The following is a 21,129-nucleotide window of genomic DNA, read 5'->3' on the forward strand; positions in this document are numbered from 1 at the left end:
TCTAATGGTCATAGTATACTGCATCTGCCTTGTTCACTCATCTTTTCAATTTATTTACGACACCATGAACAAATATTTTGCTCAAGCTTTTTCTCTTAAGTCCTTATCCCTACTTGCTTTATCTATTAGCCTTGTAGGGTGTGGCAATGGTTCATGGTGGTCAAATGATGAACCAACTCTTGAAGTTGAACATATTCGCAAAGCCATTCCAAGTCGTGTCAGTCAGCGCGAATCCTGGGCACAAGATATTTATGACATTACTGACCAGCTCGGTATTCCACAAACTAAAGAGAATATCTGTTCAATCGTAGCAGTTGTCGATCAGGAATCTAACTTTAATGCAGACCCGGTAGTTCCTGGTCTTGGTGGAAAAGCCGTTAAAGAAGTTCAGGAACGGCTGGAAGAAAAATTTAAAGATAAACTTGGTGAAAGTATCGGTGGAACAGTTGCAGGATATTTCCAGGATGTACTAAAAAACCATCCAAGCCCAGAAGACAATTATTTAAGCCAGATGCGTCGGGTCAAAACCGAACGTCAATTAGATGAACTTTATCGTGAAATCTTTGATTACATGGCTAAGCATTATCATGTAAGTGCATTGACAGGTGCAGCTAAACTGTTTGGGCAAAATATTGGCGAAAAAATGAATCCGATTACAACCTTGGGTTCTATGCAGGTTCATATCAGCTATGCCAAGGAATATAAACGTCAAGGTGGTAGTATTGCTGATTTACGTAGTGACCTGTATAGCCAGTATGGCGGACTCTATTACGGGATTCATCGATTGATGATGTACCCTGCGGATTATGAAAAACCGATTTATCGCTTTGCTGATTATAACTCTGGGATGTATTCCAGCCGTAATGCAGCATTCCAGAGCATGTTAAATAGCTTAACCGAAGCTGAGTTGAGTCTGGATGGCGATTTACTACTATATACTAAAGATGGCGCGATTCGCTCACAAAAGAGTCAATCTGAACGAGAGCTCATCAACGTTTTTGCAAAAAATAATTTTATTATTACTGAACGTCAGATTCGGGCTGACTTAAAGAAAGAAAAAGTTAAAGATTTTGAGGATACTATGACTTATCGTGGCATCAGTAAACTTTATCAAGAAAAAACCGGTAAAGAGCCAATTTATGCAATGATGCCAGAAGTCGTGATCTCAGGCCCAAAATTGAGTCGTGAGTATAATACTAACTGGTTTGCCAACCGTGTCGATGGTCGTTATCAAACATGCATGCGCCGCATCAAAAACATAAAACTCTAGCCTTATTTGACTTTGATGGAACCCTATATCCTTATGACAGTTTTACAGGGTTCATTTTCTATGCTTTAAAGAAAAGGCAAATTCTGAAACGTGGACTTCGTATTCTGCCTTGGATTCAGGCTTACTATCTTAAGCTCTATCCTGCTCATGCGATGCGACCAAAACTGTACTACACCATGTTCAGAAATAGTCATGCGCAGGAAATTCAGCAGCTTGCCGAAGAATATGCACAGCGGCTTGTTTTAAGATTGAATCCCAAGCTCTTAAAGCAACTCAGACAACACCAGCAACTCGGGCATCAAGTCGTTCTCGTTTCAGCCTCGTTAAATTTATATTTAAAACCGGTTTGTACTTATTTAGGCATTGACCTGATTTGTAGTGAAGTAGAAATTCTGACAGGCGAAATGACAGGTTTATACAACACACCTGATTGTAGTAAGGATCAGAAGAAAAGCAGAATCTTGGAAAAATATAATTTAGAAGATTATGCTGAAATTTATGCTTATGGAAATAGTGAGGAAGATGAGGCAATGTTAAGCCTTGCACAGTATGCTTATTTAGAAGGACGAGATAAAGTACTTCCATTACTTGAAATGAATTTACCCAAGTCTGAACTTAAAATAATTAATTAAACTGAGAATAATAAAAAACCGCTATGAACAGCGATTTTTTATTGAAATCTATCTTACTTCTTAAACGGAAACGCATATTTCACGATACGTTTAATCACGCTGCCATACTGTTTTACCAGACTGGCATTATTATAGTTTAAGCCGTATTTTTTACATACTGCTTCTACTTTTGGCGCCATTTGACGATAACGGCGTGCAGGCACATCTGGATATAAGTGATGTTCAATCTGATGGCTTAAATGTCCAGTCAAAATATGAAACGCTTCAGAACCGGTTAAGTTTGAAGAACCACGAATCTGACGCATATACCAGTGACCACGGCTTTCATTTTCCATGACGGCTTTCGGAAACACTTCTACATCTTTAGTAAAGTGACCACAGAAAATAATACTAAAAGTCCAGATATTACGAAGACCATTTGCCACCAGGTTACCTGTCAATACCGGTAATGCTGCAGGACCTGCAATCAACGGAAAGAATACATAATCTTTGAATAATTGCTTACCAATTTTACGCTGCATTGGCTCCCATTCTTCAAGAGTTTGTTCTTTGGTTTTACGGCCTTTGAAGTATTTACCCAATTCAAGGTTTTGAATGGCTACGCCCCACTGGAATAATAAGCAAAATGGAATACTGTAAATTGGCTGTAATAAATAGCCTGGTTTCCAGCGTTGCTCAGGGAATAAACGCAACAAGCCATAACCAATATCATCATCCATACCTTTAATATTGGTATAGGTATGATGCTTAAAGTTATGGGTTTGACGCCAGTTGTCTGAAGTTCCGACAATATCCCACTCGTAAGTCTGGCCATTGAGCTTCGGATCATTCATCCAGTCATATTGACCGTGCATGACATTATGACCCAGTTCCATATTTTCCATGATTTTGGCAAAGCCTAATAAGCCTGTACCCAACAACCATGCTGGCGGAAACCAGCCTGCGAATAATAAGGCACGACCTGCAATCGATGAATAACGGATGCTCGAATATACGCGACGGATATATTTGGCATCTTTTTCACCTAAATCATCCAGCACTTCCTGTTTGATGGCATCAAGCTCACGTGCAAGTTCATCTAGCTCAGATTGGGTCAGTTCACGGTTTTTAGGATTTTTAAAATACTGTAATTTTACTGGCATATTCATAGGATAAAACTCGCTTATAAGTCGATGACAAGGTCAGTCTGCGCTGAGTTAACACAAATTTTTAAAAGATTACCTGGCTCGGTATTTTGTGCGCCATTGACCAAATTCTTGGTTGAACCTTCTGCTTTATTACAGGCACATTTATTACAGATGCCCATACGACAGCCATGGGTCGGTCGGATATTCTGCTGTTCCAGACCCACCAGAATCGACTGACCTTTAGGAATCGTGACAATTTTTTTCGATTGAGTCAGGGTTACATTGACAAAACCAGTATCAGCTTCATCATTCAGACTCATGCTGAAAGCTTCACTTTTGAACAGTTTTGCTGAAGCAAACAGTCGTTCTGCAGTCGCAACAAAACCTGATGGTCCACACGCATAGACTGTGCTGTGTTCCAATGCCTGCAATTGATCTAGATAAGATTCATCAAGACGCGGCGCAGCCGGTTGTTCCTGAGTTGCAAATACCTGATAAGAAAAGTTTGAAAACTTTTGTGTCAGCTCTTCAAAACGCGCAATGAAAGCAGCATCCTGATTTTTCTTGACCCAATACCATAAAGTTACTGGTGCAACCAATTCAGCTTTATCATTTAAAGCTTCCAGTATACTCAGCATTGGTGTAATACCACTACCCGCAGCAAGCAAAAGCAATGGGCTGCTCTGTTCTGGCAAAGTCATGTCACCGAAAGGTTGACCGAATTCAATGATATCGCCGACTTCAGCCTGTTCAGCAAACCAGGTGGTAACCTTACCTGCATTCACTTTTTTAACCGTCAATAAAACATGCTGCTGATCAATACGGGTCAGACTATAGCTACGTTCATAACGAATGCCGTTCACCACCACAAATACAGGATGATGCTGGCCCGCCTGACCGAACTGGAATAAATGATTGACACGAATCGTCAGACTCAGCATATCCTGCGCAGCATTTTCTTTGCGCACGATCTTGCCTAAAGGCTGATTCATCGACCATAGAGGATTTAATTTCTGCATCCAGAAATTAATCGCATATGGATCAATCACACTCTCTTTCAGCGTATTTAATGGCGTTTTAAGTTTTTCGAGTACAGGCATCGTTTTAGACATCACCTTGGATTTTTAATTATTATACACTTGTATATATACTTGTATATACATTTGTATTGTTTCTAATCATTTCACAAGCTGGACTGCCTTCGTTATAATGTGTTAATGCCTTTTACTAATCACCTCATGAATGAGCCTTCAATGAAAATAAGCAGTGACGCGTCTTTACCATCGAAAAGCATTGATGAGCCCATTATTGTCCGTAGTGTGGGCCGTAAAGCGACCATTACCAAGGAAGAACTGTTTCAGGCTGCTTTAAACCTGATTGGACCACAAAAAAGTATTTCATCTTTAAGCTTGCGTGAAGTTGCCCGTGAGGCTGGAATTGCTCCGAACAGTTTTTATCGTCATTTTAAAGATATCGATGAACTGGCGATTGAATTGATTGATCGTGCCGGGATTGTGCTGCGTCAGATTCTCAATGAGTCCCGCCTAAAAGCATCGAAACAGAATAGTATTATCCGTAGTTCTGTCGAAGTCTTTATTGCCCAGCTGGATGCTGATGAAGGCAATTTAAGCTTGTTATTACGTGAAGGCTATACCGGTTCAAAATCTTATAAACAGGCAGTCGAACGCCAACTGAACTATTTCCAGCAGGAGCTTCAGGAAGACCTGATCCGTCTGGAACGACTTAATAATAAAAAATTATTTCATCCCGAGATTGCTGCCAGAGCGATTACCCAACTGGTATTTAATATGGGAGCCAATGTGATCGATATGGCACCTGAAGACCGTAAGGAAATTGCGGAACAAACCATGATCATGATTCGCATGATTCTGGAAGGTGCCCGTCATCTGGATCAGTCTCAGATCCGTTAAACCAGCTGAAAAAAAGACTCTTAGTGAGTCTTTTTTATTATAAAGGTTAAAGCTCATTCAATTTAGCTTTAACATGGTTTGCTGTCACTTCTGGATGTTCTAGTGGAAACATATGTCCGCCCTGCACCACTGAATAATCTACCCGATAAACCTTATACATGCCTTGTGGTAAACCTTGCTGATAAAACTGGCTGCGCTCTGCTGTGATTAAATGTATCGGAACCTGTGGTGGTTTTCTTGGTGTACGCCACCACCAGGCCGGTACAGTCCGGAAAATTTCTGCCTCAACCTGTTTCGGAATAGCTAAAGTTACCCCTCCACGCTCTTGATCAGGCACAATCCCGCTTTCAATATAATCCTGAAAACATTGCTCATCAAAATGCTTAAACAGACGATTCGATCTCAGCGCTGCAACGGCGTCCTGTTTAGATGGCCAGTAATCCTTACGTTTTAGGGTAATACCTGCCGGAGTGAAGCGGTCAATACTTTTTAAGTTGAACTTTTTCACGACTTCAAACAATGCACTATTTTTCCCAATTACGAAAGGTGGATCCATGATCACCAGTTTGGAAAATAATTCCGGACGTTGATAGGCTGCCATTAAAGTTACCAAACCACCAAATGAATGTCCCAGCCCAATCACCTTTTGATCCGGAGATTGCTGCTGGATATCCTGTATCACTTCATTTACTAGATAACGCCAGTCTTTGGTAATTGGATAGGCTGGATTCATCCCGATCAGCGGAATCGCCTTGACCTGATATTCATCCTGAAAATAATTTAAAAACTTCCGATAGCTTGCCGATGGAATGCCATTGGCATGAGTAAAATGCAAAACCTGTTTCATTATTTTCTTTGATCATTTCTTTATAAAGCCTGATAGAAGCTTAATATTAAAATATGAAATTCCACAGGATCGAATTCACCAATCTATGACCTTTAAGTCACTCCTGGCTTACATCGACATATGGTCCATTATTTTTTAGAAATAGTCAGGTTCTGCATTGGTAAAAAAGTGGCTCCACAACTGGCTTTATCTCCAGCAATGATTACAGCCCTACCTATGACTATTGTAGATAAATCACTAGCAATTGCAGTAACCGTAGTTTGACACTTGGGACAGTAATGCTTCATGCCATTCAGATGCACTGCCATACCATTAATTAAAAAAGAGCTCTCACACTCAGAGACCATACCGCCATGGCTGGTTTTCGCGCCAATAGTAATCAATGCTTTGGACATGGTATTTTATTTCTTATTCTTAGGTGTGCTGATTTTAAACAATACAGAAAATATCAGCTAGCACGGCCCGACCAAGCACTTAATGAAGATTTAAATTTCAGTCATAAAAAAGCAGCCCGAAAGCCGCTTTTTAATTCATTAGACCTTTATGGCTTAACCACGACCATTACCTGAATTGCTTCAGGTGTTACGGATAAACCTTCTAACAAACTCAAACCTTCTTTCTGCAATTTCTGTAAACGTGCGATTTCATCTTCACGGATACTTGGGTTGAACTGTTTTAAGTAAGTCAGACGGTCAATTTCATACTGCCATTTATTACCATACACTTCTTTAGCCTGCTGCTTGAAGTTTGGTAATGCTGAACGAGCCAATTCCAATGCTTGTTGATAACGCGCTTCAATTACTTCACGGCGCGCTTTCACTACCTGACGGCAGCTATTGCCATCTAAATGATGTAGATATGGTTTCAGGATTTCAGGCGCAATCTTCTGAGACAAGTCCTGACCTTTTTCACTCAGCAATACACGGATCAGCTGTTGTGGCAAGCTTGATGGCAAGTTTAGTGCTTTTGGTGCAACCACATCAACCTTGAACCACACTTCCATCAATACAGAACCTTGTGGTAACGCTGCAGACTTTAAGACTGTAACATTGGTACTACCAAAGCCCTGAGTAATGATCATTTCCATCACGCTTTCAGTGAATGGATGTTCTAGGGTCAAGTACTGTGCATCTTCACGGATTTGAGCCTGGTCACGATAGAAAGTGGCTGTCATGCCCTCTTCATCCAGGGTTAAACCTTGTACCTGCATCTGATCCGTTGGCTTGATGATCACCGTACCATTACTTTGTTCATCAAAATCGATATTGGTCGATGCCATGAAACGCTTCATGAACATTGGCAAGGTGGTATTGTCATCATAGTCTTCAAGCGCATTAACAATTTCCTGTGCCACGACGGGGCGGCAAGAATTGTACTCAAGCAGACGGTCACGACCTTCCTGCAACTCAGCTTCCAGTGCTTCACGTTGTACGCTAACTTCTTCCAGCAGATCTTCAAATTCCTGTCCTTTATCTGCCAGCAGGCAATCTTTCAGAGCAACAATAAAGTTTTCTTGCAGCGTTTGTGCAGTTGGAGAAATGTTGCTGAAAATATTCAGCGCTTCGTTATACCAGCGGAACATACGTTCTTGCGCAGTACCCATCAGATAAGGCACATGAATCTGGATACGGTTTTCCTGACCGATACGGTCCAGACGACCAATACGCTGTTCCAGAACATCCGGGTTGGCTGGCAAATCAAACAGGATCAAGTCAGATGCAAACTGGAAGTTACGGCCTTCTGAACCGATTTCAGAGCACAATAAAATCTGTGCACCATAAGATTCTTCAGCAAAATAAGCAGCTGCCTGGTCACGTTCCAGCAGACTCATGCCCTCATGGAACATGGCAGTACGTATACCTGCATGCAGACGTAATACATTTTCTAGCGCTTCAACCACTGGACCACTACGCGCAATCAGCAATACTTTTTTATGCTTCAGATCAGTACGCAACTTTTCCATCAACCACATTACACGCGGATCAGTTTCCATCCACGAGCCATCGAGTTGAGATTCTTCCGGCCACATTTGCTCACGCAATTTACCATCTTTAGACCAGTTTTCTGGCGCTGGCAATGGTGCTGGCTGACAGTCACGGCCCGGGAAGCCCTGAATTGCCTCACGTGTATTACGGAACAGGATACGGCCCGTACCATGACGGTCTAGCAATTCATGAATCGCACGGAAACGTTGCTCTGGGGTATCTTCAATCGCATGACCAAGCAGGCTTTCAATCGCAGTGAAATGCTCTGCTTCAAGTGGCAGATCTGACATCAACACTTCAGCGATTTTAGCGGTATGCTGATACTGCTCTTCTTCATCCAGGAAACGGTCCAATGAACTGAAACGTTGCGGATCAAGTAAACGTAGACGTGCAAAGTGAGATTCTACACCGAGCTGTTCTGGTGTTGCAGTCAATAACAATACGCCCGGTGTTTTCTCTGCCAGCTCTTCGACCAGATCATAACGGTCATTGCCACCTTCTTCCTCAGACCACATCAGGTGATGCGCTTCATCGACAACCAACAGATCAAAGCCCGCTTCAATCGCCTGTTCGCGCAGATCTTCGTGATCCACCATCAAGTCCACAGAAGCAATAATGCGCTGCTCAGTCAGGAACGGATTTAGATCAGGATCATGCTCTTTAATCGAGGCAGTACGCGCCAGATCAAATAGAGAGAATTCAAGATTGAAACGACGACGCATCTCAATCATCCACTGATATTGCAGTGAATCTGGAACCAAGATCAGGATACGTTCAGAACGGCCAGTTTTAAGTTGCTGATGAATGATCAGACCAGCTTCAATGGTTTTACCCAAGCCAACTTCATCCGCCAGTAAAACACGCGGTGCAAAACGCTGACCGACTTCATGTGCGATATACAACTGGTGTGGAATCAGACCTACACGCGAACCGACCAAGCCACGCAATGGACTGGTTTGCATATTGGCTTGCATCAGCAAGGCTTCAATACGCAGGTCATACCACTCTTTATAGTCAATCTGGCTGGCCAGTAAACGGTCTAAAGGTTTAGACAACTGGATCGTTGCGCCTACACGGGTTTCATTTAAAGCTTTACGTTCTTCTGTGCCATCTTCAAGAGTACGGACCACGTGATAACGCACTACGCCATTGCGATCTTCAACTGACTCAACGGTCCAGATCGTACCTTCCTGATCTTGCAGCTCGTCATTTGCATTAAATACGATACGAGATAAGGGTGCGTTACTGCGAGCATAGACGCGAGTTTCATCGCTTTTTGGGAATAAAATGCTGACCGATCGCTCATCAACATCAATGAGAACCCCTAAACCGAGTTCTGTTTCAGTATCTGATAACCAACGTTGACCAATAGCAAATTGCTGCAATTTTTCCACCTTTATCTTAAGTACAAGATTATGAATATCATGCTCAATCACGAAACGTCATTTGAGCAAAATTTCACACCTTCAAGCAATGTATTTTGACATAAAGCCCACTAAAAAGTGAGCATAATTCACGTCGATTAAACAAGTATTTCCTAGAATTCAGCCGGACAATTAAATTCAACTAACTGTTGTGTTTTAGGATGATAAAAACTTAAACGCTCAGCATGTAAGCATAGACGCGGACTAAGCTGTTGCTGCTCTGGCGTTGCATATAAGGTATCGCCAATAATCGGATGTCCGAGATATTGCATATGTACACGGAGTTGATGTGAACGACCGGTAATCGGAGTCAGTTTCACCCGGGTCACAGCTTGCCCCTGAATTTCAAAATGTTCGATGGCCTGCCATTCTGTAATAGCCGGCTTATTATGATTCGGTTCAGCAATATGCAGTGGTGGACGGCTTGGATCATAAATGACAGGCACATCAACTGTACCCTTGCCTTCTAATGTTCCAGCCACGATGGCCTGATAGGTTTTATCGGTTTGGCGTTCCTGGAACTGGCGGGAGATGGATTTTTGCCCTTCACGGCTTAAGGCAAATACTAAGATACCGGAAGTATCTCGATCCAGACGGTGGATCAGTAAAGTTTTAGGTTCTAATTTGATGAGGCGATTGATCAGGCAATCTTGTAAATCTTCTGTTTTACCGGGCACTGTGAGTAAGCCTGCAGGCTTATGGATGACCATAAAATCTTCATCACGATGTATCAGATGTTCGGTTAGAAAATTACTCAAAGTTCAATCCCACGCTGATCGCGAAAAACAAGGCGGCCATAATAGAAAGCTTGAGTGATAATTACAATGCGCATTTATGTAAATGGCGATGAAATTTCCGATTATTTTAAGAAAATTACCCAATTACCGATCATCGACGTGCAGATTGCATTACGAAGCTCACTAAATCATGTAATGACGGGTGTTCCAGCACATCTTCATAACGTAGATCAGCACCATGCGCACGCCATGTGCCAACCAGACTCACTACCGCAACCGAGTCCAGTCCATACTGTTTTAAGTCAGCATAAGGATCAATTTCCAGCGCATCCATATCCAGCTGTTCAGCTACTGCTAACATGATGCCTTTGGTTGACAATACATATTCTGACGACGCACTCAGGTTCCACAATCGGGTCAGACTATAGCTGTTCATATGATGCAAACCTTGTGCCGATATATTCTCAATCCACTGGATATGCTGTTCCTGACTAGGCATCAAAATTGCATCATTAATTATGCAAATTTGCTCTGTCACACTTTGCAGATGTGGCAGGATCTGTTTCAGCATCGGTGTAATCTGTCCGGCGAAAATCAGTTGTGAATGAGTTGAAGCATATTCTCCAAGTTGCTGCATACCTTGCATTAAATCATCGCCATACAAATCAACGATTGGAATATCGAGTGCTTTGGCTTTATTACTGATCTGGATCAGATGAGTTATCAGGTCGCTGTCTTGTATGCCCTGCTGCATACGCAAGTTTTGCAATCCGACTAAAACCAAAACAGATTCATTTGATGTAAGCTGCCATTTGGCTTGAGATGGCGCGAGTTGGATTTTTTTGGGCATGGGGTACAGCATGGGAAGCTCTTATAAATACAAAATAGCATGATGATTCATGCTATTTTAGTTTAGCATCGATTTGAAAAACACTTTGATTTTACAGACGTTTATTGTTCTAATTTCGTATAACCGCCATTATGTTAAATAAAATTTATAAAAGGAAAAGTGAGCTTAAATTTCTCTGAGACATGTGGGTTGTTCTTTAGGTATTCAATGGATTGTTCTTGCGTAGAAATAGGGTCAAAAATATCTATTCCCCTTAGATAAGAAATGCCTTCTAACGCTATTTTTCTGTTTTTGATAGTCCAGAGCTTGGCACAAATCCAATAACTAAATGAATCTTCGCTAATGAGTCTTCGAAATCTATAAGATCAAACATATAAAGTGGTATTTCATCTTGATTTAAATCGTTAATACAAAGCTCAACCCATTGCCTAAACTCATTTAAATTAATTGCTTCTGAAAATAGACACCCAATAGCAAATCCAAGATCAGAACTTTCTTCTTTATATATTTTCCACATACTTAAATTTTTCTAAAATTAACATAATACGCGTTATACGAAATTATTTTGATTTCCTTTTTAAATCATAATTTTATTGTATATAGACAAGCCCTCTCACTAGCGATTGGGCTTTTTAGTTGATATTTCACGTTCCACGCTTCATTTTGGAACATCGTTGGATGATTTTATTAAATTGAGCTGATCAATTTCTATTTTGGATTAGCTTTGCTTAGCCAAAAACTCCTCAATCTCCTGCTGTGCAATCTCAGCATCTTGGAAAGACTTCACTCCAGAAACACCCATCGCACCTACGAGCTGACCCTGATACAGAATCGGCTCACCACCTTCTAACATCCCAGAAAAAGTATCCATCGTCATAAAGCCCATTTGCCCACCTTTGATAATATCTTCAAACAGCTTGGACGGACGGCGACTAATGGCAGAACATCTTGCTTTTTCCAGACACATGTTTGCTGTCATCGGTGATGCACCATCCATACGCTTCATTGCCAGTAAATTACCAGTTTCATCGACCACTGCAATACTGACATTAAAACCCTACTTTAACGCATATTCATAGGCCTGATTTAATAAGAACTCAGCATCGCTTAAGGTCAAATAATGTTTGGTTTTCATCAAGATTTTCCTAATTTTTAATATGAATCTCCCCCTAGCCCCCTCTTTTAAAAGAGGGGGAACTTAAATTTTTAAGCTTAAGATTTCCCTCCTTTTCCAAAGAAGGGTTAGGGGGGATTAAAAACTTAAGCTTTCATTTCCGCAAAAGTTTCTTTAGCCGCTTGAATCGTAAATTCAATATCTTCATCACTATGCGCAGCTGAAATAAATCCTGCTTCAAATGCAGATGGAGCCAGGTTCACACCACGACTTAACATGCCATGAAAGAATTTTTTGAAGGCTTCAACATCACACTTCAGCATTGAATCAAAGCTGGTGATGTCTTCCTGATCCGTGAAGTACAGGCCAAACATACCGCCCACTTGTTGAGTCTTGAATGAAATACCAGCTTCATCCGCAGCTGCCTGTAAGCCTGCAAGCAGTTTTTCCAGTTGAGCATTCAGTTTTTCATAAAAACCTGGCTCACGCAGATGTTTAAACATCTCGATGCCGGCACGCATTGCTAGCGGGTTACCCGACAAGGTACCTGCCTGATACACGTTACCTAGTGGCGCGATGCATTCCATCACTTCACGCTTACCGCCAAAAGCACCGACTGGCAACCCTGCACCAATAATTTTACCCAAAGTGGTTAAATCAGGAGTCACGCCATAATGTGCTTGAGCACCACCGAGACCCACGCGGAAGCCTGTCATCACTTCATCGATAATGAAGACTGAACCATGTTCGTCACAGACATCACGAATAGCTTGTAGAAAACCATCAATCGGTTTCACCAGATTCATGTTCCCTGCTACTGGCTCAACAATCACACCCGCAATTTCAGATCCAAACTTGGCAAAGCATTCTTTTAAAGTAGCGATGTCGTTATACGGAAGGGTTAAAGTATGTTTGGCAAAATCAGCAGGTACACCCGCTGAAGTTGCTTCACCTTCGCCTTTAGTTAGCAGGCCAGAACCTGCTTTTACCAGCAACGAGTCAGAGTGACCGTGATAACAACCTTCAAATTTTACGATTTTGTCACGTCCGGTATAACCACGCGCCAAGCGGATCGCAGTCATCGTTGCTTCAGTACCGGAATTGGTCATGCGCACCAACTCAATCGACGGCATGATGTCGCAAATGATATCTGCCAGAGTCGTTTCATGCACGGTTGGTGCACCAAAGCTTAATCCATCTACTGCTGCATCTTGCACCGCTTTAATAATCTCAGGATGTGCATGACCCAGAATCATTGGACCCCATGAACCCACATAGTCCACATAGCGCTTGCCATCGACATCGTACAGATAAGCACCTTGGGCTTTCTCGATAAAGATAGGCGTACCACCCACGCCATTGAAGGCACGTACAGGTGAGTTGACGCCACCCGGAATATGTTTATTGGCTTGTTTAAATAGTTGTTCTTGCTTTGGAGATAAACTCATGAGAATCACTCAACTCAAAAATACAATAAGAAATAAAAATTAAGCTTGTTCAGCAAACAGTTCCGACCAATCATACACACGTTGACCAACAGTCGACATTGAGCGACCCAATACATCACTAATGACTGCACAAAGGTCGGCGCCGGCTTCAATGACTTCTTTGCCGTTTTCCACCGTCAAACCGCCAATAGCACAAATCGGTACATTTAATTTACTTTTGGCCTGTTTTAAGGTTTCCAGACCAATATTACCTGCTTCTGGCTTGGTATCAGTCGCATAGATCGCGCCAAAGGCCACATAATTAGCCCCATCAGCAATGGCTTGTTCAGCAAGCTCAAGTGAATTATTACAACTGCGGCCAATCAATACATTTTTGGGCAAACGTTCAACAGCTTCCTGAATTGAGCCATCATCCTGACCCAAATGCACGCCTACGCCATATTTTACTGCAGTTTCTAAATCGTCATTAATCACAAATGGAACTTTGTACTGTTCGCACATTTGTTTCATATATTCGATTTCGTAAGCCTGATCTTCTTTCGCTACTTTTTTACGACGATACTGAAGTACCGCAACTTCATAAGTCGCCATTGCACCTTCAAGTTTTGCCAAGAGAAGTTCAATAGGATCATCATTGGTAATTAAATACAAACCGCGCATGACTGCCGCCATTCAAAATACATACGCTATTATAGGCATAAATGGGCGAGTTTCCCCATCCTAAACACTGAATAATACCCAATTCAGGTATTAGATTATTATTTGTACTTTTTATACAGGTGATTGATCAATATCCCTATTTTCAGTGATAGGCGGCTGCGAGAATTTACGTTTTAATGGTTTTATAACAATAATGATAAAGTGTTAATGCTTACGCGCTCCGACAAACGCTTTTAGGATTTTGCAGATAACTTAGTGGAGAAGTTGCAAAATTCTGAAAGCGATTTTTTTATGTCCGAATTTTACAATTCCTGTTTATAAAATTGTTCGAATACCATTAGTCAAAAAACTCAAAGAAAACTTCAAAATACCCAATTTCAGGGATAGGTTTACACCCATTAAAGGATTTAAATAAGTTTGAACACAACAAATAAATAGAAAAGCAAAAGCTGTGTTTTATCTACCAGATCCTTTCTAGCTTTGGGTAAACCGTTAATGAGGAGACGTGTCAAAGCTAGAAAGGGTCGACCCATCTAAGCAAAAACCGACCATCTTATCTTTCGAACTTGCCTCATTCATCTCGTGAATATTTTCGAAATCATTCAGATAAATTAAAAATACGTCAATGCACATCTTTCTATTTTTTTAAATATAAAAAAAGCCCGGAGAAGGTCACTCCAGGCTTGGAAAACTGATTTATTCAGTGACTTATACTCTTTGATAAAATACTGAATAGGTAATAAAACAATTAATAGAATAATAACTCTACACTTGCAAGTGTTTTTATCGTTTTTATTGCAATACTTAAGCATAAATCCGATAAAACGTCATAAGCCCTAACTTGGAGTTTTGTCGTGCTTACGATCGACCAAGCTCAGGTTACCACGTAATACATCAGCAAACATACGCCAGTCTGAAATAAAACTGTAAAGCGGCTGTTTAAAGCTGGCCGGTTTATTCTTTTCAAAAATGAAATGACCAATCCAGGCACAGGCATAACCTGAGAGTAGTCCATAGGCCACATATTTGGCTTTACGCTGACGAAGGGCTTTGCTAAAAAAATATAAACCGATACTGCTGCCTGCGACATGCAAGCGGCGACTCATGATATGGCGATGCTCAGTCAGATAAAACCGGTAAAATTCATGATAGTCACGAATCGGCATTTGTGAAGAAGTCAGTACTGCAATCTCATTGCTCGGCTGCACCTGTGCATTCATTATCATCATCCTAATCTTTTTTCTTCACCTTAGCGCATAATTTAGGCAATTAAAAGTACCTTTATTTTCATGCAATTCTGTACCTGAATTTGGCTTAGATATTGAATTGTCATGCTTTCAGCAAAAACTGGTGAATGAGATCAGCATGTTAATTTTTCCATTTCCATTTTTTTCAATCGGTCAAGTCTTACATCAGATTGGTTTTTCGTTACAATCAGCCGCTCAAAAGTCTAAAAAATATTTCCGTTTCATATCGGAATTTCATGCAAGCGAATAAAAATTCAATTTGTTTTTTAATATTTTTCAATAAATTGAATAGACAGGATGATTATCATGGTTGAAGTTGAACTCAAGTTCCAGATTCCCGCGGCACGCCGTACTGCCCTGCTTAAGGCACTTGATCCCAAGAAATCTCAACAGATCCAGCTTCAAGCCAAATACTATGATACTGCAGACCGTCAACTGGCCCAGCATGGAATTGCCCTACGTCAGCGATTAGAAGGCAGTCGTTGGGTTCAGACGTTAAAAGCGGCAGGTAAAAGCCACATTGAACGTTTCGAGCATAATCATGATCTAGGTGAATTAGAATATTCTCCTGAGCTGGACCTGAGTATTTACAAGCAGTCTGCTGAAGCGCAAACCTTGCTTAATCGTGCTTTAGGTGATCAGTTTGACCTGCTGCAACTGCAGTTTGAAACCGATATTGCCCGTACCTTGCGCGTGATTGAATATGAAAATACGTCAATCGAAGTCAGCTTGGATATCGGCTGTATTCGCACGCCTCATGCTGAACAGGAAGTGCATGAGGTTGAATTCGAGTTAAAGCATGGCTCAATTCAGGATTTGCTGGCCTTTAGTTTTGAATGGGTCAAAAAATATCAGCTGTGGCTGGATGTACGTAGTAAGGCTGAAATTGGGAATTTGTTAGCAACTAATCAGAGCGTGAGTCCCGCTACTTTTGCCAAAGAATTCCAGATCAGCAAAAAAGATAGTGCGGGTAAAAACCTGTGTCATCTGGTGGCCCAGCAAATGCAGCATCTATTGCCCAATATCGCGGCAATCTCCGCGCAAGTGGCAGAACAGCAACATATTGATCAGGCACAACAGGCCTTAGATCATCTCTATCTGACCCTACTTTTGTTTAAAGATTGGCATCCTCAAGTTTCAGACAAATGGGCGCATCAGCTTGCCGCATTTAAACACCAGTTTGAACATCTGCAACATTTACAGCACATGCAAAACACTCTGGCTGGTTTCCTGCAAAATCCTACAACCGCAGAGAACCTGACTAAAGATATCCTTTATGCCAAAGAGAAGCTGGGCAATCTGGTGAAGTCCACCCAGAATGTGCATCACTATCTGGAATTGCTGGTCTTTAGCTTAAGTACAGATGAAGCTAAGTCGCAGGAATTGAAATCTGCAGCGCAAACTACCTTGCAGCAACAATACAAAGTCTTGCAAGAACAGATGAACCAGACTGATATTACCAATTTTGAAAGTCTGGATCAGCTAGCAATTCGCATTCAGGAATTAAAATTCAGCTTCCCGATTTTGACCACAATTTATGATGTCAAAAACCTGCAAAAATACAGCAAGGCTTTAAATGATGCACAGCAGGCAGCTAATGAATATCAGACGCTAGCCTCTTCTGCAGTCTATATTCAACAGACCGAGCTGGAAGCCAGTGACTGGTTTGTGCTGGGTTGGTTGACCGCAAAACAGGAAGTCTATGCACAAAAATTACTGGAAGCGACAGAACAGTTTCTGGTCAGCCGCAAATTCCTTAAATAAGTATTTAACTGACTTTCAAAGCACGCTACGGCGTGCTTTTTTTGTTGCACAAGCACATCACAACACTTTCGTTGTTTGGTCTATATTGATTGTTATGAGCTTCATCGAGAAGGAATGGCCCGATGGCAGAAATCGAACTCAAATTCCAGATTCCGCAAAGTATACGTCACCAATTCGAACAAGATTTTCAGCAGTACGGGCCGACTCGACATCATTTATGTGCCAAATACTTTGATACTGCCGATCAGCAGTTACAGCAGCACAAAATTGCACTCCGGCAGCGTCTGGAAGATCAGCAATGGTTTCAGACCTTAAAAGCACCGAGCCAGCATCAGTTTGAACGCTTTGAACTAGAAGAAGCATTGGATACTGCACCGGATAGGTGTGATTTAAAAGTTTATAGCAAGCATAAACAAGCTCGGAAGATTCTAAAACAGGCACTTCACACCCTAGATACGACTCTGTCTCTACAATTTGAAACTGATGTAGAGAGGGATCTTTGGGTTAAAGATTACCGAGGAAGTCAGATTGAAATTGCACTAGATAGAGGTGAGATTCGTTCTAAGGGCCAAACTTTGGATATTTATGAAGTCGAATTTGAGCTTAAAAGTGGCAGACTTAGTGACCTAATTGATTTTGTTAAACCTTGGATTCAACGCTATCAGTTATGGCTGGATGTACGCAGCAAATCTGAACGTGGTTATGCCCTGTTGAATAATAAAACTGATCTTCCGGTCCAGCATCAGACAACCTTAGAGCTCGCAGCTAAAGACGATATTCATCATATCTTGCAAAAAATTATCAGCAACTGTCTGACTCACTTGTTTCCTAATGCGACGGCGATTGCGCTAGAGAATTACAATAGTGACCATGTGCACCAGGCCCGCGTCGCTATCCGGCGTTTACGCAGTGCCTTAAAAATCTTCCAGCCCTATCATCAGGATTTGCCAGAGGAATGGCAGGATCAGTTACGAAATATCTTCCAGCAATTGGGTTCTACCCGGGATCGCGATGCTTTGGCTGAAAGTCTGCTTCCTCAGCTAGAAGCGGCAGGTTCACCAGTATTGCAATTACCTCCAGCCCAACAGGATCAGACAGATATTAGCCAATTATTCAAAGAGTCCACCACGATGGAGCTGATACTGGAGCTATTACGTTTTAGTCAGGATCAGAGTGAAAAACAGCAAAAGTCCTCCCATAAAATCCTGTGTAAAGGACTGAGTAAACTGCACCAGAAAGTCTGTGCAGATGCAGAGAGTTATCAGGAACTGGATATTGAATCGCGCCATCGCACCCGCAAGCGGGTTAAACGCTTGCGTTATAATGTGGAATTTCTGCAAAGTCTGTTTCCTGAAAAGGAAGTTAAAAGATATCTGAAAGCGCTAAAACCCTTACAGGAAACTTTGGGTCATTATAATGACCTGTTTGTCGCAGAAAGCCTGTATAGACCTTATGCCAAAAAACACTCCAAGGCATGGTTTGTCATCGGGTGGCTTACTGCAGAACAGCAGCATCTGTCGAAACAGGCTGCCGAGCAGTTACAGAAATTTTCTCACACCAAACCATTCTGGCAATAGATAAATAGGCAAAATCGCTCTAGCGATATTTGCGGTACACTTTCCAGGTATTGTTATCGGCTAATGGATCGCTATAACTATCGCTGCGCTGCTTACGCGGCTTATCACGGGCATCAACCAGCTCAAAATGTGGTTCAACACTCAGGACGATTCCATTCACATAAAATCGAGTCCGAGTGTATTCACTTTGACCATGCTGGAACACATAAGTACGCAGATCTACAAATTCACGATGTGCCACCAAAGCCGCCGTCTCATCACTGTCTAGCCAGCGTTGCATGGCCTGAATCTGTTCCGGTTCAAATTGTCCACATTTTTCAATCAGGCTGGCAATACCACGAAAGGTCTTGGATTCTTTAGCACGGGTTTTATTAATCCGGATGCGGTCTACATGAAAATAGAATAAAGGCAAATTCAAATGACTTGGCAAATGAATCGCATCCAGGACTTCATCTTCCATAAAAGGCTGAAACAGATCCTGTGCCCTTTCAATCAGACCCAGCCATTGCTTGTAATATTCTTCGACCTGCGACTTGGTGCCATAATAAATTGGCAATCCTTCAACATTAGCCAGATTTGCCGGTGGCCAGATATTCTGGCGCAATAAGGCAATATCACTTTTCAGGCTCTGTACCGCAATTGCATCTTGCATGAGATTCACATTTTTATTGCTTAGGCTATTTTTAGATTAAGGCAAAGGTTTAGTTTCTGCAAGGCTTTGCCTATAATTAGTGATTAAGATTTTATTATCAGGAAAAATTCATGGTTCAAAAGATTGAAGCAACCGATGTAACCGAAGAAGAAGCGTTAAATGCTGCATTCTTTGAACGTGCTGATGAATTTATTAAACAGGCCAACGAATTTAGCCGTATAGAAAAAGGCTCTCAGGAAAACCCGGCAGAAAAACGTGGTCAAGTCAGCGCCGCAATGCTGTTTGGTACTGCCCGCTTTAATACTTGGGTCGCTGCCAACAATTTCAAAGATGGCAACGAGATGCGCGACGCTAAAGATCAGGTCATGTCTTATATCTTGCAGCAATTTCAGATGATGCTGGAAGATAACTATGATGAATACTGTGAGCAGTTTGAAAACTATTTACGTTTCCGTCGTAATGAAGAGTTTCATGCCAACAAGCATCAACACGACCACGATCATTAATGAAAGCCCTACGGGGCTTTTTTTAAATCTTTGATTTTTAATTTGACTTTAATGCTGCATTTATCCTATAAAAAAATGAATAAAAATTAAACGACGACCACAAATATCATGCAGCAACTGCCCTTTCCGATTATAGATCCGCATATTCATCAATGGGACCCTTATACCACACCGCATGCCGCAGCCTCTGCCGTAAAATTATTTGGCAAACATCCAAAACTGCTGGACAAGATGGTGCGACTGATCAAGCCCAAAGCGGTGATCGATACCATTGGTCTAACCGAACATCTGACCGCACCTTATCTACCTGAAAATTATAAACGTGACATCGGTCATTATCAGGTGGAACAGATTGTTCATATAGAAGCAAGCTGGCATGAGCATAAAGGTACTGGTGTGGTTAATGAAACCAGGTTTATTGCCGGACTGCCTTTTGCTGAACAGAGTATTCAGCTAGGCGGCATTGTGGCCACAGCTGAACCTCGTCAAAAAAACTTTAAACAGCTGCTGCAATTGCATCAGGAAGTTTCGCCTAAACGACGTGGTATTCGTAAAATGGCATCGTTCCATGCCGATAAAGGCATTCATGCTTGGACCGATGAACCGCATTTATACTGCAACAAGAAATTTCTGAAAGGATTTGAGGAATTAGCCAAAGCCAATTTAAGTTTTGATGCCTGGGTTTATTCTACCCAAATTTCTGATGTGGCCCATCTGGCCAAAACATTTCCTGAAACACCAATTGTGCTGGATCACTTGGGCACACCTGCCGGCATCTTTGGTAAAGTCGGTATAGCGACAGGACAAACAGCACAGCAGCGAGACTATATTTTTCAGACCTGGAAAGAAGACCTGGCTGAACTGGCAAAATGCCCGAGTGTATATAGCAAAATCTCCGGTCTGTTTATGCCTGTACTCGGTCACCGTTTTCATTTAGATCGAAAACTGGCAAAAAAAGATGAACTGATTCAGCTCGCGACTCCGCTAATCCAACATGCCTTACAATGTTTCTGTAAAGATCGCATCATGTTTGCTTCTAATTTCCCGATGGATCGTGTCAGCACAGATCTGGTCACCATCATTGATGCCTTTAGCGATATTGTGCAGAACTATGACGAACATGCTGTAAAGCCGGTTTTTTATGAGAATGCGAAACGCTTTTATCGCTTATAGAAGTCTTATTGGGTAAAACTGAATCAACAAGTAGATTAAAATTTTTCATGGTCATAGATACGCGGAAACGTCATCCGCAATTGTTTGAGGCAGGACTACATCGTAAGAAGATGGCTTCTATAATAAATTTATTTCGTGAAGGTGGTGGACGAGTTTTGCAAATGACAAATGGTTTTGGCTACTTT

At 41.7% G+C, this 21,129-nt stretch carries 19 protein-coding genes and 1 pseudogene; 7 read left to right on the forward strand and 13 right to left on the reverse strand.

The window, feature by feature from the left end; translation table 11 throughout:
• Positions 1 to 64: 64 nt before the first annotated feature.
• A complete protein-coding gene (locus tag B3143_RS13890) occupies positions 65 to 1,270 on the forward strand; it encodes a DUF1615 domain-containing protein (RefSeq protein WP_286740918.1) in 1,206 nt (401 codons plus the stop codon).
• Positions 1,237 to 1,902 carry an HAD-IB family phosphatase gene (locus B3143_RS13895; RefSeq protein WP_005235152.1) on the forward strand — a complete coding sequence of 222 codons (666 nt, stop codon included), beginning with the start codon at positions 1,237 to 1,239 and terminating at the stop codon, positions 1,900 to 1,902. Before B3143_RS13890 ends, B3143_RS13895 begins: the two co-directional genes overlap by 34 nt.
• Positions 1,903 to 1,955: 53 nt before the next feature.
• Here B3143_RS13895 and B3143_RS13900 read toward each other — a convergent pair whose 3' ends face one another.
• Both B3143_RS13900 and B3143_RS13905 read right to left on the reverse strand, forming a co-directional pair.
• A complete protein-coding gene (locus tag B3143_RS13900; protein WP_214001353.1) occupies positions 1,956 to 3,050 on the reverse strand; it encodes a fatty acid desaturase family protein in 1,095 nt (364 codons plus the stop codon).
• 14 nt (positions 3,051 to 3,064) lie between these two features.
• Positions 3,065 to 4,129, reverse strand: a complete 1,065-nt coding sequence (locus B3143_RS13905; protein WP_214002318.1) for a ferredoxin reductase — start codon at positions 4,127 to 4,129, stop codon at positions 3,065 to 3,067.
• Between the two features lie 153 nt (positions 4,130 to 4,282).
• Here B3143_RS13905 and fabR point away from each other — a divergent pair, with 153 nt between their 5' ends.
• Positions 4,283 to 4,960, forward strand: coding sequence for an HTH-type transcriptional repressor FabR (fabR, locus tag B3143_RS13910; RefSeq protein ID WP_004786319.1), 678 nt, complete (start codon positions 4,283 to 4,285; stop codon positions 4,958 to 4,960).
• A gap of 46 nt (positions 4,961 to 5,006) precedes the next feature.
• Here the strand turns inward: fabR and B3143_RS13915 are convergent, their stop codons facing one another.
• From B3143_RS13915 to B3143_RS13960, 10 genes and pseudogenes are all read right to left on the reverse strand, one after another.
• Positions 5,007 to 5,807: an alpha/beta fold hydrolase gene (locus B3143_RS13915; protein ID WP_286740919.1), complete on the reverse strand. Its 801-nt coding sequence runs from the start codon at positions 5,805 to 5,807 to the stop codon at positions 5,007 to 5,009.
• A 128-nt stretch (positions 5,808 to 5,935) separates the two neighbouring features.
• Positions 5,936 to 6,202, reverse strand: coding sequence for a PAAR domain-containing protein (locus B3143_RS13920; protein WP_214001355.1), 267 nt, complete (start codon positions 6,200 to 6,202; stop codon positions 5,936 to 5,938).
• Positions 6,203 to 6,348: 146 nt separating this feature from the next.
• On the reverse strand, positions 6,349 to 9,186 hold the full coding sequence (gene rapA, locus B3143_RS13925) for an RNA polymerase-associated protein RapA (protein ID WP_286740921.1): 2,838 nt from the start codon (positions 9,184 to 9,186) through the stop codon (positions 6,349 to 6,351).
• 143 nt (positions 9,187 to 9,329) lie between these two features.
• On the reverse strand, positions 9,330 to 9,926 hold the full coding sequence (locus B3143_RS13930) for an RluA family pseudouridine synthase (RefSeq protein ID WP_286740928.1): 597 nt from the start codon (positions 9,924 to 9,926) through the stop codon (positions 9,330 to 9,332).
• A gap of 178 nt (positions 9,927 to 10,104) precedes the next feature.
• On the reverse strand, positions 10,105 to 10,815 hold the full coding sequence (locus tag B3143_RS13935) for a phosphopantetheine-binding protein (RefSeq protein ID WP_214001357.1): 711 nt from the start codon (positions 10,813 to 10,815) through the stop codon (positions 10,105 to 10,107).
• A gap of 265 nt (positions 10,816 to 11,080) precedes the next feature.
• A complete protein-coding gene (locus tag B3143_RS13940; protein WP_228301712.1) occupies positions 11,081 to 11,320 on the reverse strand; it encodes a hypothetical protein in 240 nt (79 codons plus the stop codon).
• Between the two features lie 201 nt (positions 11,321 to 11,521).
• A pseudogene (locus B3143_RS13945) lies at positions 11,522 to 11,938 on the reverse strand (GlcG/HbpS family heme-binding protein).
• A 125-nt stretch (positions 11,939 to 12,063) separates the two neighbouring features.
• Complete coding sequence (hemL, locus tag B3143_RS13950; protein ID WP_214001358.1) at positions 12,064 to 13,365, reverse strand: glutamate-1-semialdehyde 2,1-aminomutase; 1,302 nt, start codon at positions 13,363 to 13,365, stop codon at positions 12,064 to 12,066.
• Positions 13,366 to 13,404: 39 nt separating this feature from the next.
• Positions 13,405 to 14,025, reverse strand: coding sequence for a thiamine phosphate synthase (thiE, locus tag B3143_RS13955; RefSeq protein ID WP_004786336.1), 621 nt, complete (start codon positions 14,023 to 14,025; stop codon positions 13,405 to 13,407).
• A gap of 836 nt (positions 14,026 to 14,861) precedes the next feature.
• Positions 14,862 to 15,245: a DUF962 domain-containing protein gene (locus B3143_RS13960; RefSeq protein ID WP_034169975.1), complete on the reverse strand. Its 384-nt coding sequence runs from the start codon at positions 15,243 to 15,245 to the stop codon at positions 14,862 to 14,864.
• Positions 15,246 to 15,578: 333 nt separating this feature from the next.
• Here B3143_RS13960 and B3143_RS13965 point away from each other — a divergent pair, with 333 nt between their 5' ends.
• Positions 15,579 to 17,036, forward strand: coding sequence for an inorganic triphosphatase (locus B3143_RS13965; RefSeq protein WP_034169976.1), 1,458 nt, complete (start codon positions 15,579 to 15,581; stop codon positions 17,034 to 17,036).
• 122 nt (positions 17,037 to 17,158) lie between these two features.
• A complete protein-coding gene (locus tag B3143_RS13970; RefSeq protein ID WP_005235126.1) occupies positions 17,159 to 18,613 on the forward strand; it encodes a CYTH and CHAD domain-containing protein in 1,455 nt (484 codons plus the stop codon).
• A gap of 19 nt (positions 18,614 to 18,632) precedes the next feature.
• On the opposite strand, the gene B3143_RS13975 is transcribed toward B3143_RS13970, so the two are convergent.
• On the reverse strand, positions 18,633 to 19,265 hold the full coding sequence (locus B3143_RS13975) for a hypothetical protein (protein ID WP_286740923.1): 633 nt from the start codon (positions 19,263 to 19,265) through the stop codon (positions 18,633 to 18,635).
• A gap of 110 nt (positions 19,266 to 19,375) precedes the next feature.
• Between B3143_RS13975 and B3143_RS13980 the strand changes: the two genes are divergently transcribed.
• Both B3143_RS13980 and B3143_RS13985 read left to right on the forward strand, forming a co-directional pair.
• Positions 19,376 to 19,771: a DUF3144 domain-containing protein gene (locus B3143_RS13980; RefSeq protein WP_005235124.1), complete on the forward strand. Its 396-nt coding sequence runs from the start codon at positions 19,376 to 19,378 to the stop codon at positions 19,769 to 19,771.
• Between the two features lie 108 nt (positions 19,772 to 19,879).
• Positions 19,880 to 20,944, forward strand: coding sequence for an amidohydrolase family protein (locus B3143_RS13985; protein WP_005235122.1), 1,065 nt, complete (start codon positions 19,880 to 19,882; stop codon positions 20,942 to 20,944).
• Positions 20,945 to 21,129 lie beyond the last annotated feature (185 nt).

The sequence above is a fragment of the Acinetobacter sp. UBA1496 genome (assembly GCF_002324975.1).
In the GTDB taxonomy this organism is placed as follows: domain Bacteria; phylum Pseudomonadota; class Gammaproteobacteria; order Pseudomonadales; family Moraxellaceae; genus Acinetobacter; species Acinetobacter variabilis.

Excerpts from the sequence above, each read along its gene's own strand:
- B3143_RS13890 (WP_286740918.1), top strand. The coding sequence starts at position 65 with ATGAACAAATATTTTGCTCAAGCTTTTTCTCTTAAGTCCTTATCCCTA.
- B3143_RS13895 (WP_005235152.1), top strand. The coding sequence starts at position 1,237 with ATGCATGCGCCGCATCAAAAACATAAAACTCTAGCCTTATTTGACTTT.
- B3143_RS13900 (WP_214001353.1), bottom strand. The coding sequence starts at position 3,050 with ATGAATATGCCAGTAAAATTACAGTATTTTAAAAATCCTAAAAACCGT.
- B3143_RS13905 (WP_214002318.1), bottom strand. The coding sequence starts at position 4,129 with ATGCCTGTACTCGAAAAACTTAAAACGCCATTAAATACGCTGAAAGAG.
- fabR (WP_004786319.1), top strand. The coding sequence starts at position 4,283 with ATGAAAATAAGCAGTGACGCGTCTTTACCATCGAAAAGCATTGATGAG.
- B3143_RS13915 (WP_286740919.1), bottom strand. The coding sequence starts at position 5,807 with ATGAAACAGGTTTTGCATTTTACTCATGCCAATGGCATTCCATCGGCA.
- B3143_RS13920 (WP_214001355.1), bottom strand. The coding sequence starts at position 6,202 with ATGTCCAAAGCATTGATTACTATTGGCGCGAAAACCAGCCATGGCGGT.
- B3143_RS13930 (WP_286740928.1), bottom strand. The coding sequence starts at position 9,926 with ATGGTCATCCATAAGCCTGCAGGCTTACTCACAGTGCCCGGTAAAACA.
- B3143_RS13935 (WP_214001357.1), bottom strand. The coding sequence starts at position 10,815 with ATGCTGTACCCCATGCCCAAAAAAATCCAACTCGCGCCATCTCAAGCC.
- B3143_RS13940 (WP_228301712.1), bottom strand. The coding sequence starts at position 11,320 with ATGTGGAAAATATATAAAGAAGAAAGTTCTGATCTTGGATTTGCTATT.
- hemL (WP_214001358.1), bottom strand. The coding sequence starts at position 13,365 with ATGAGTTTATCTCCAAAGCAAGAACAACTATTTAAACAAGCCAATAAA.
- thiE (WP_004786336.1), bottom strand. The coding sequence starts at position 14,025 with ATGCGCGGTTTGTATTTAATTACCAATGATGATCCTATTGAACTTCTC.
- B3143_RS13960 (WP_034169975.1), bottom strand. The coding sequence starts at position 15,245 with ATGAATGCACAGGTGCAGCCGAGCAATGAGATTGCAGTACTGACTTCT.
- B3143_RS13965 (WP_034169976.1), top strand. The coding sequence starts at position 15,579 with ATGGTTGAAGTTGAACTCAAGTTCCAGATTCCCGCGGCACGCCGTACT.
- B3143_RS13970 (WP_005235126.1), top strand. The coding sequence starts at position 17,159 with ATGGCAGAAATCGAACTCAAATTCCAGATTCCGCAAAGTATACGTCAC.
- B3143_RS13975 (WP_286740923.1), bottom strand. The coding sequence starts at position 19,265 with ATGCAAGATGCAATTGCGGTACAGAGCCTGAAAAGTGATATTGCCTTA.
- B3143_RS13980 (WP_005235124.1), top strand. The coding sequence starts at position 19,376 with ATGGTTCAAAAGATTGAAGCAACCGATGTAACCGAAGAAGAAGCGTTA.
- B3143_RS13985 (WP_005235122.1), top strand. The coding sequence starts at position 19,880 with ATGCAGCAACTGCCCTTTCCGATTATAGATCCGCATATTCATCAATGG.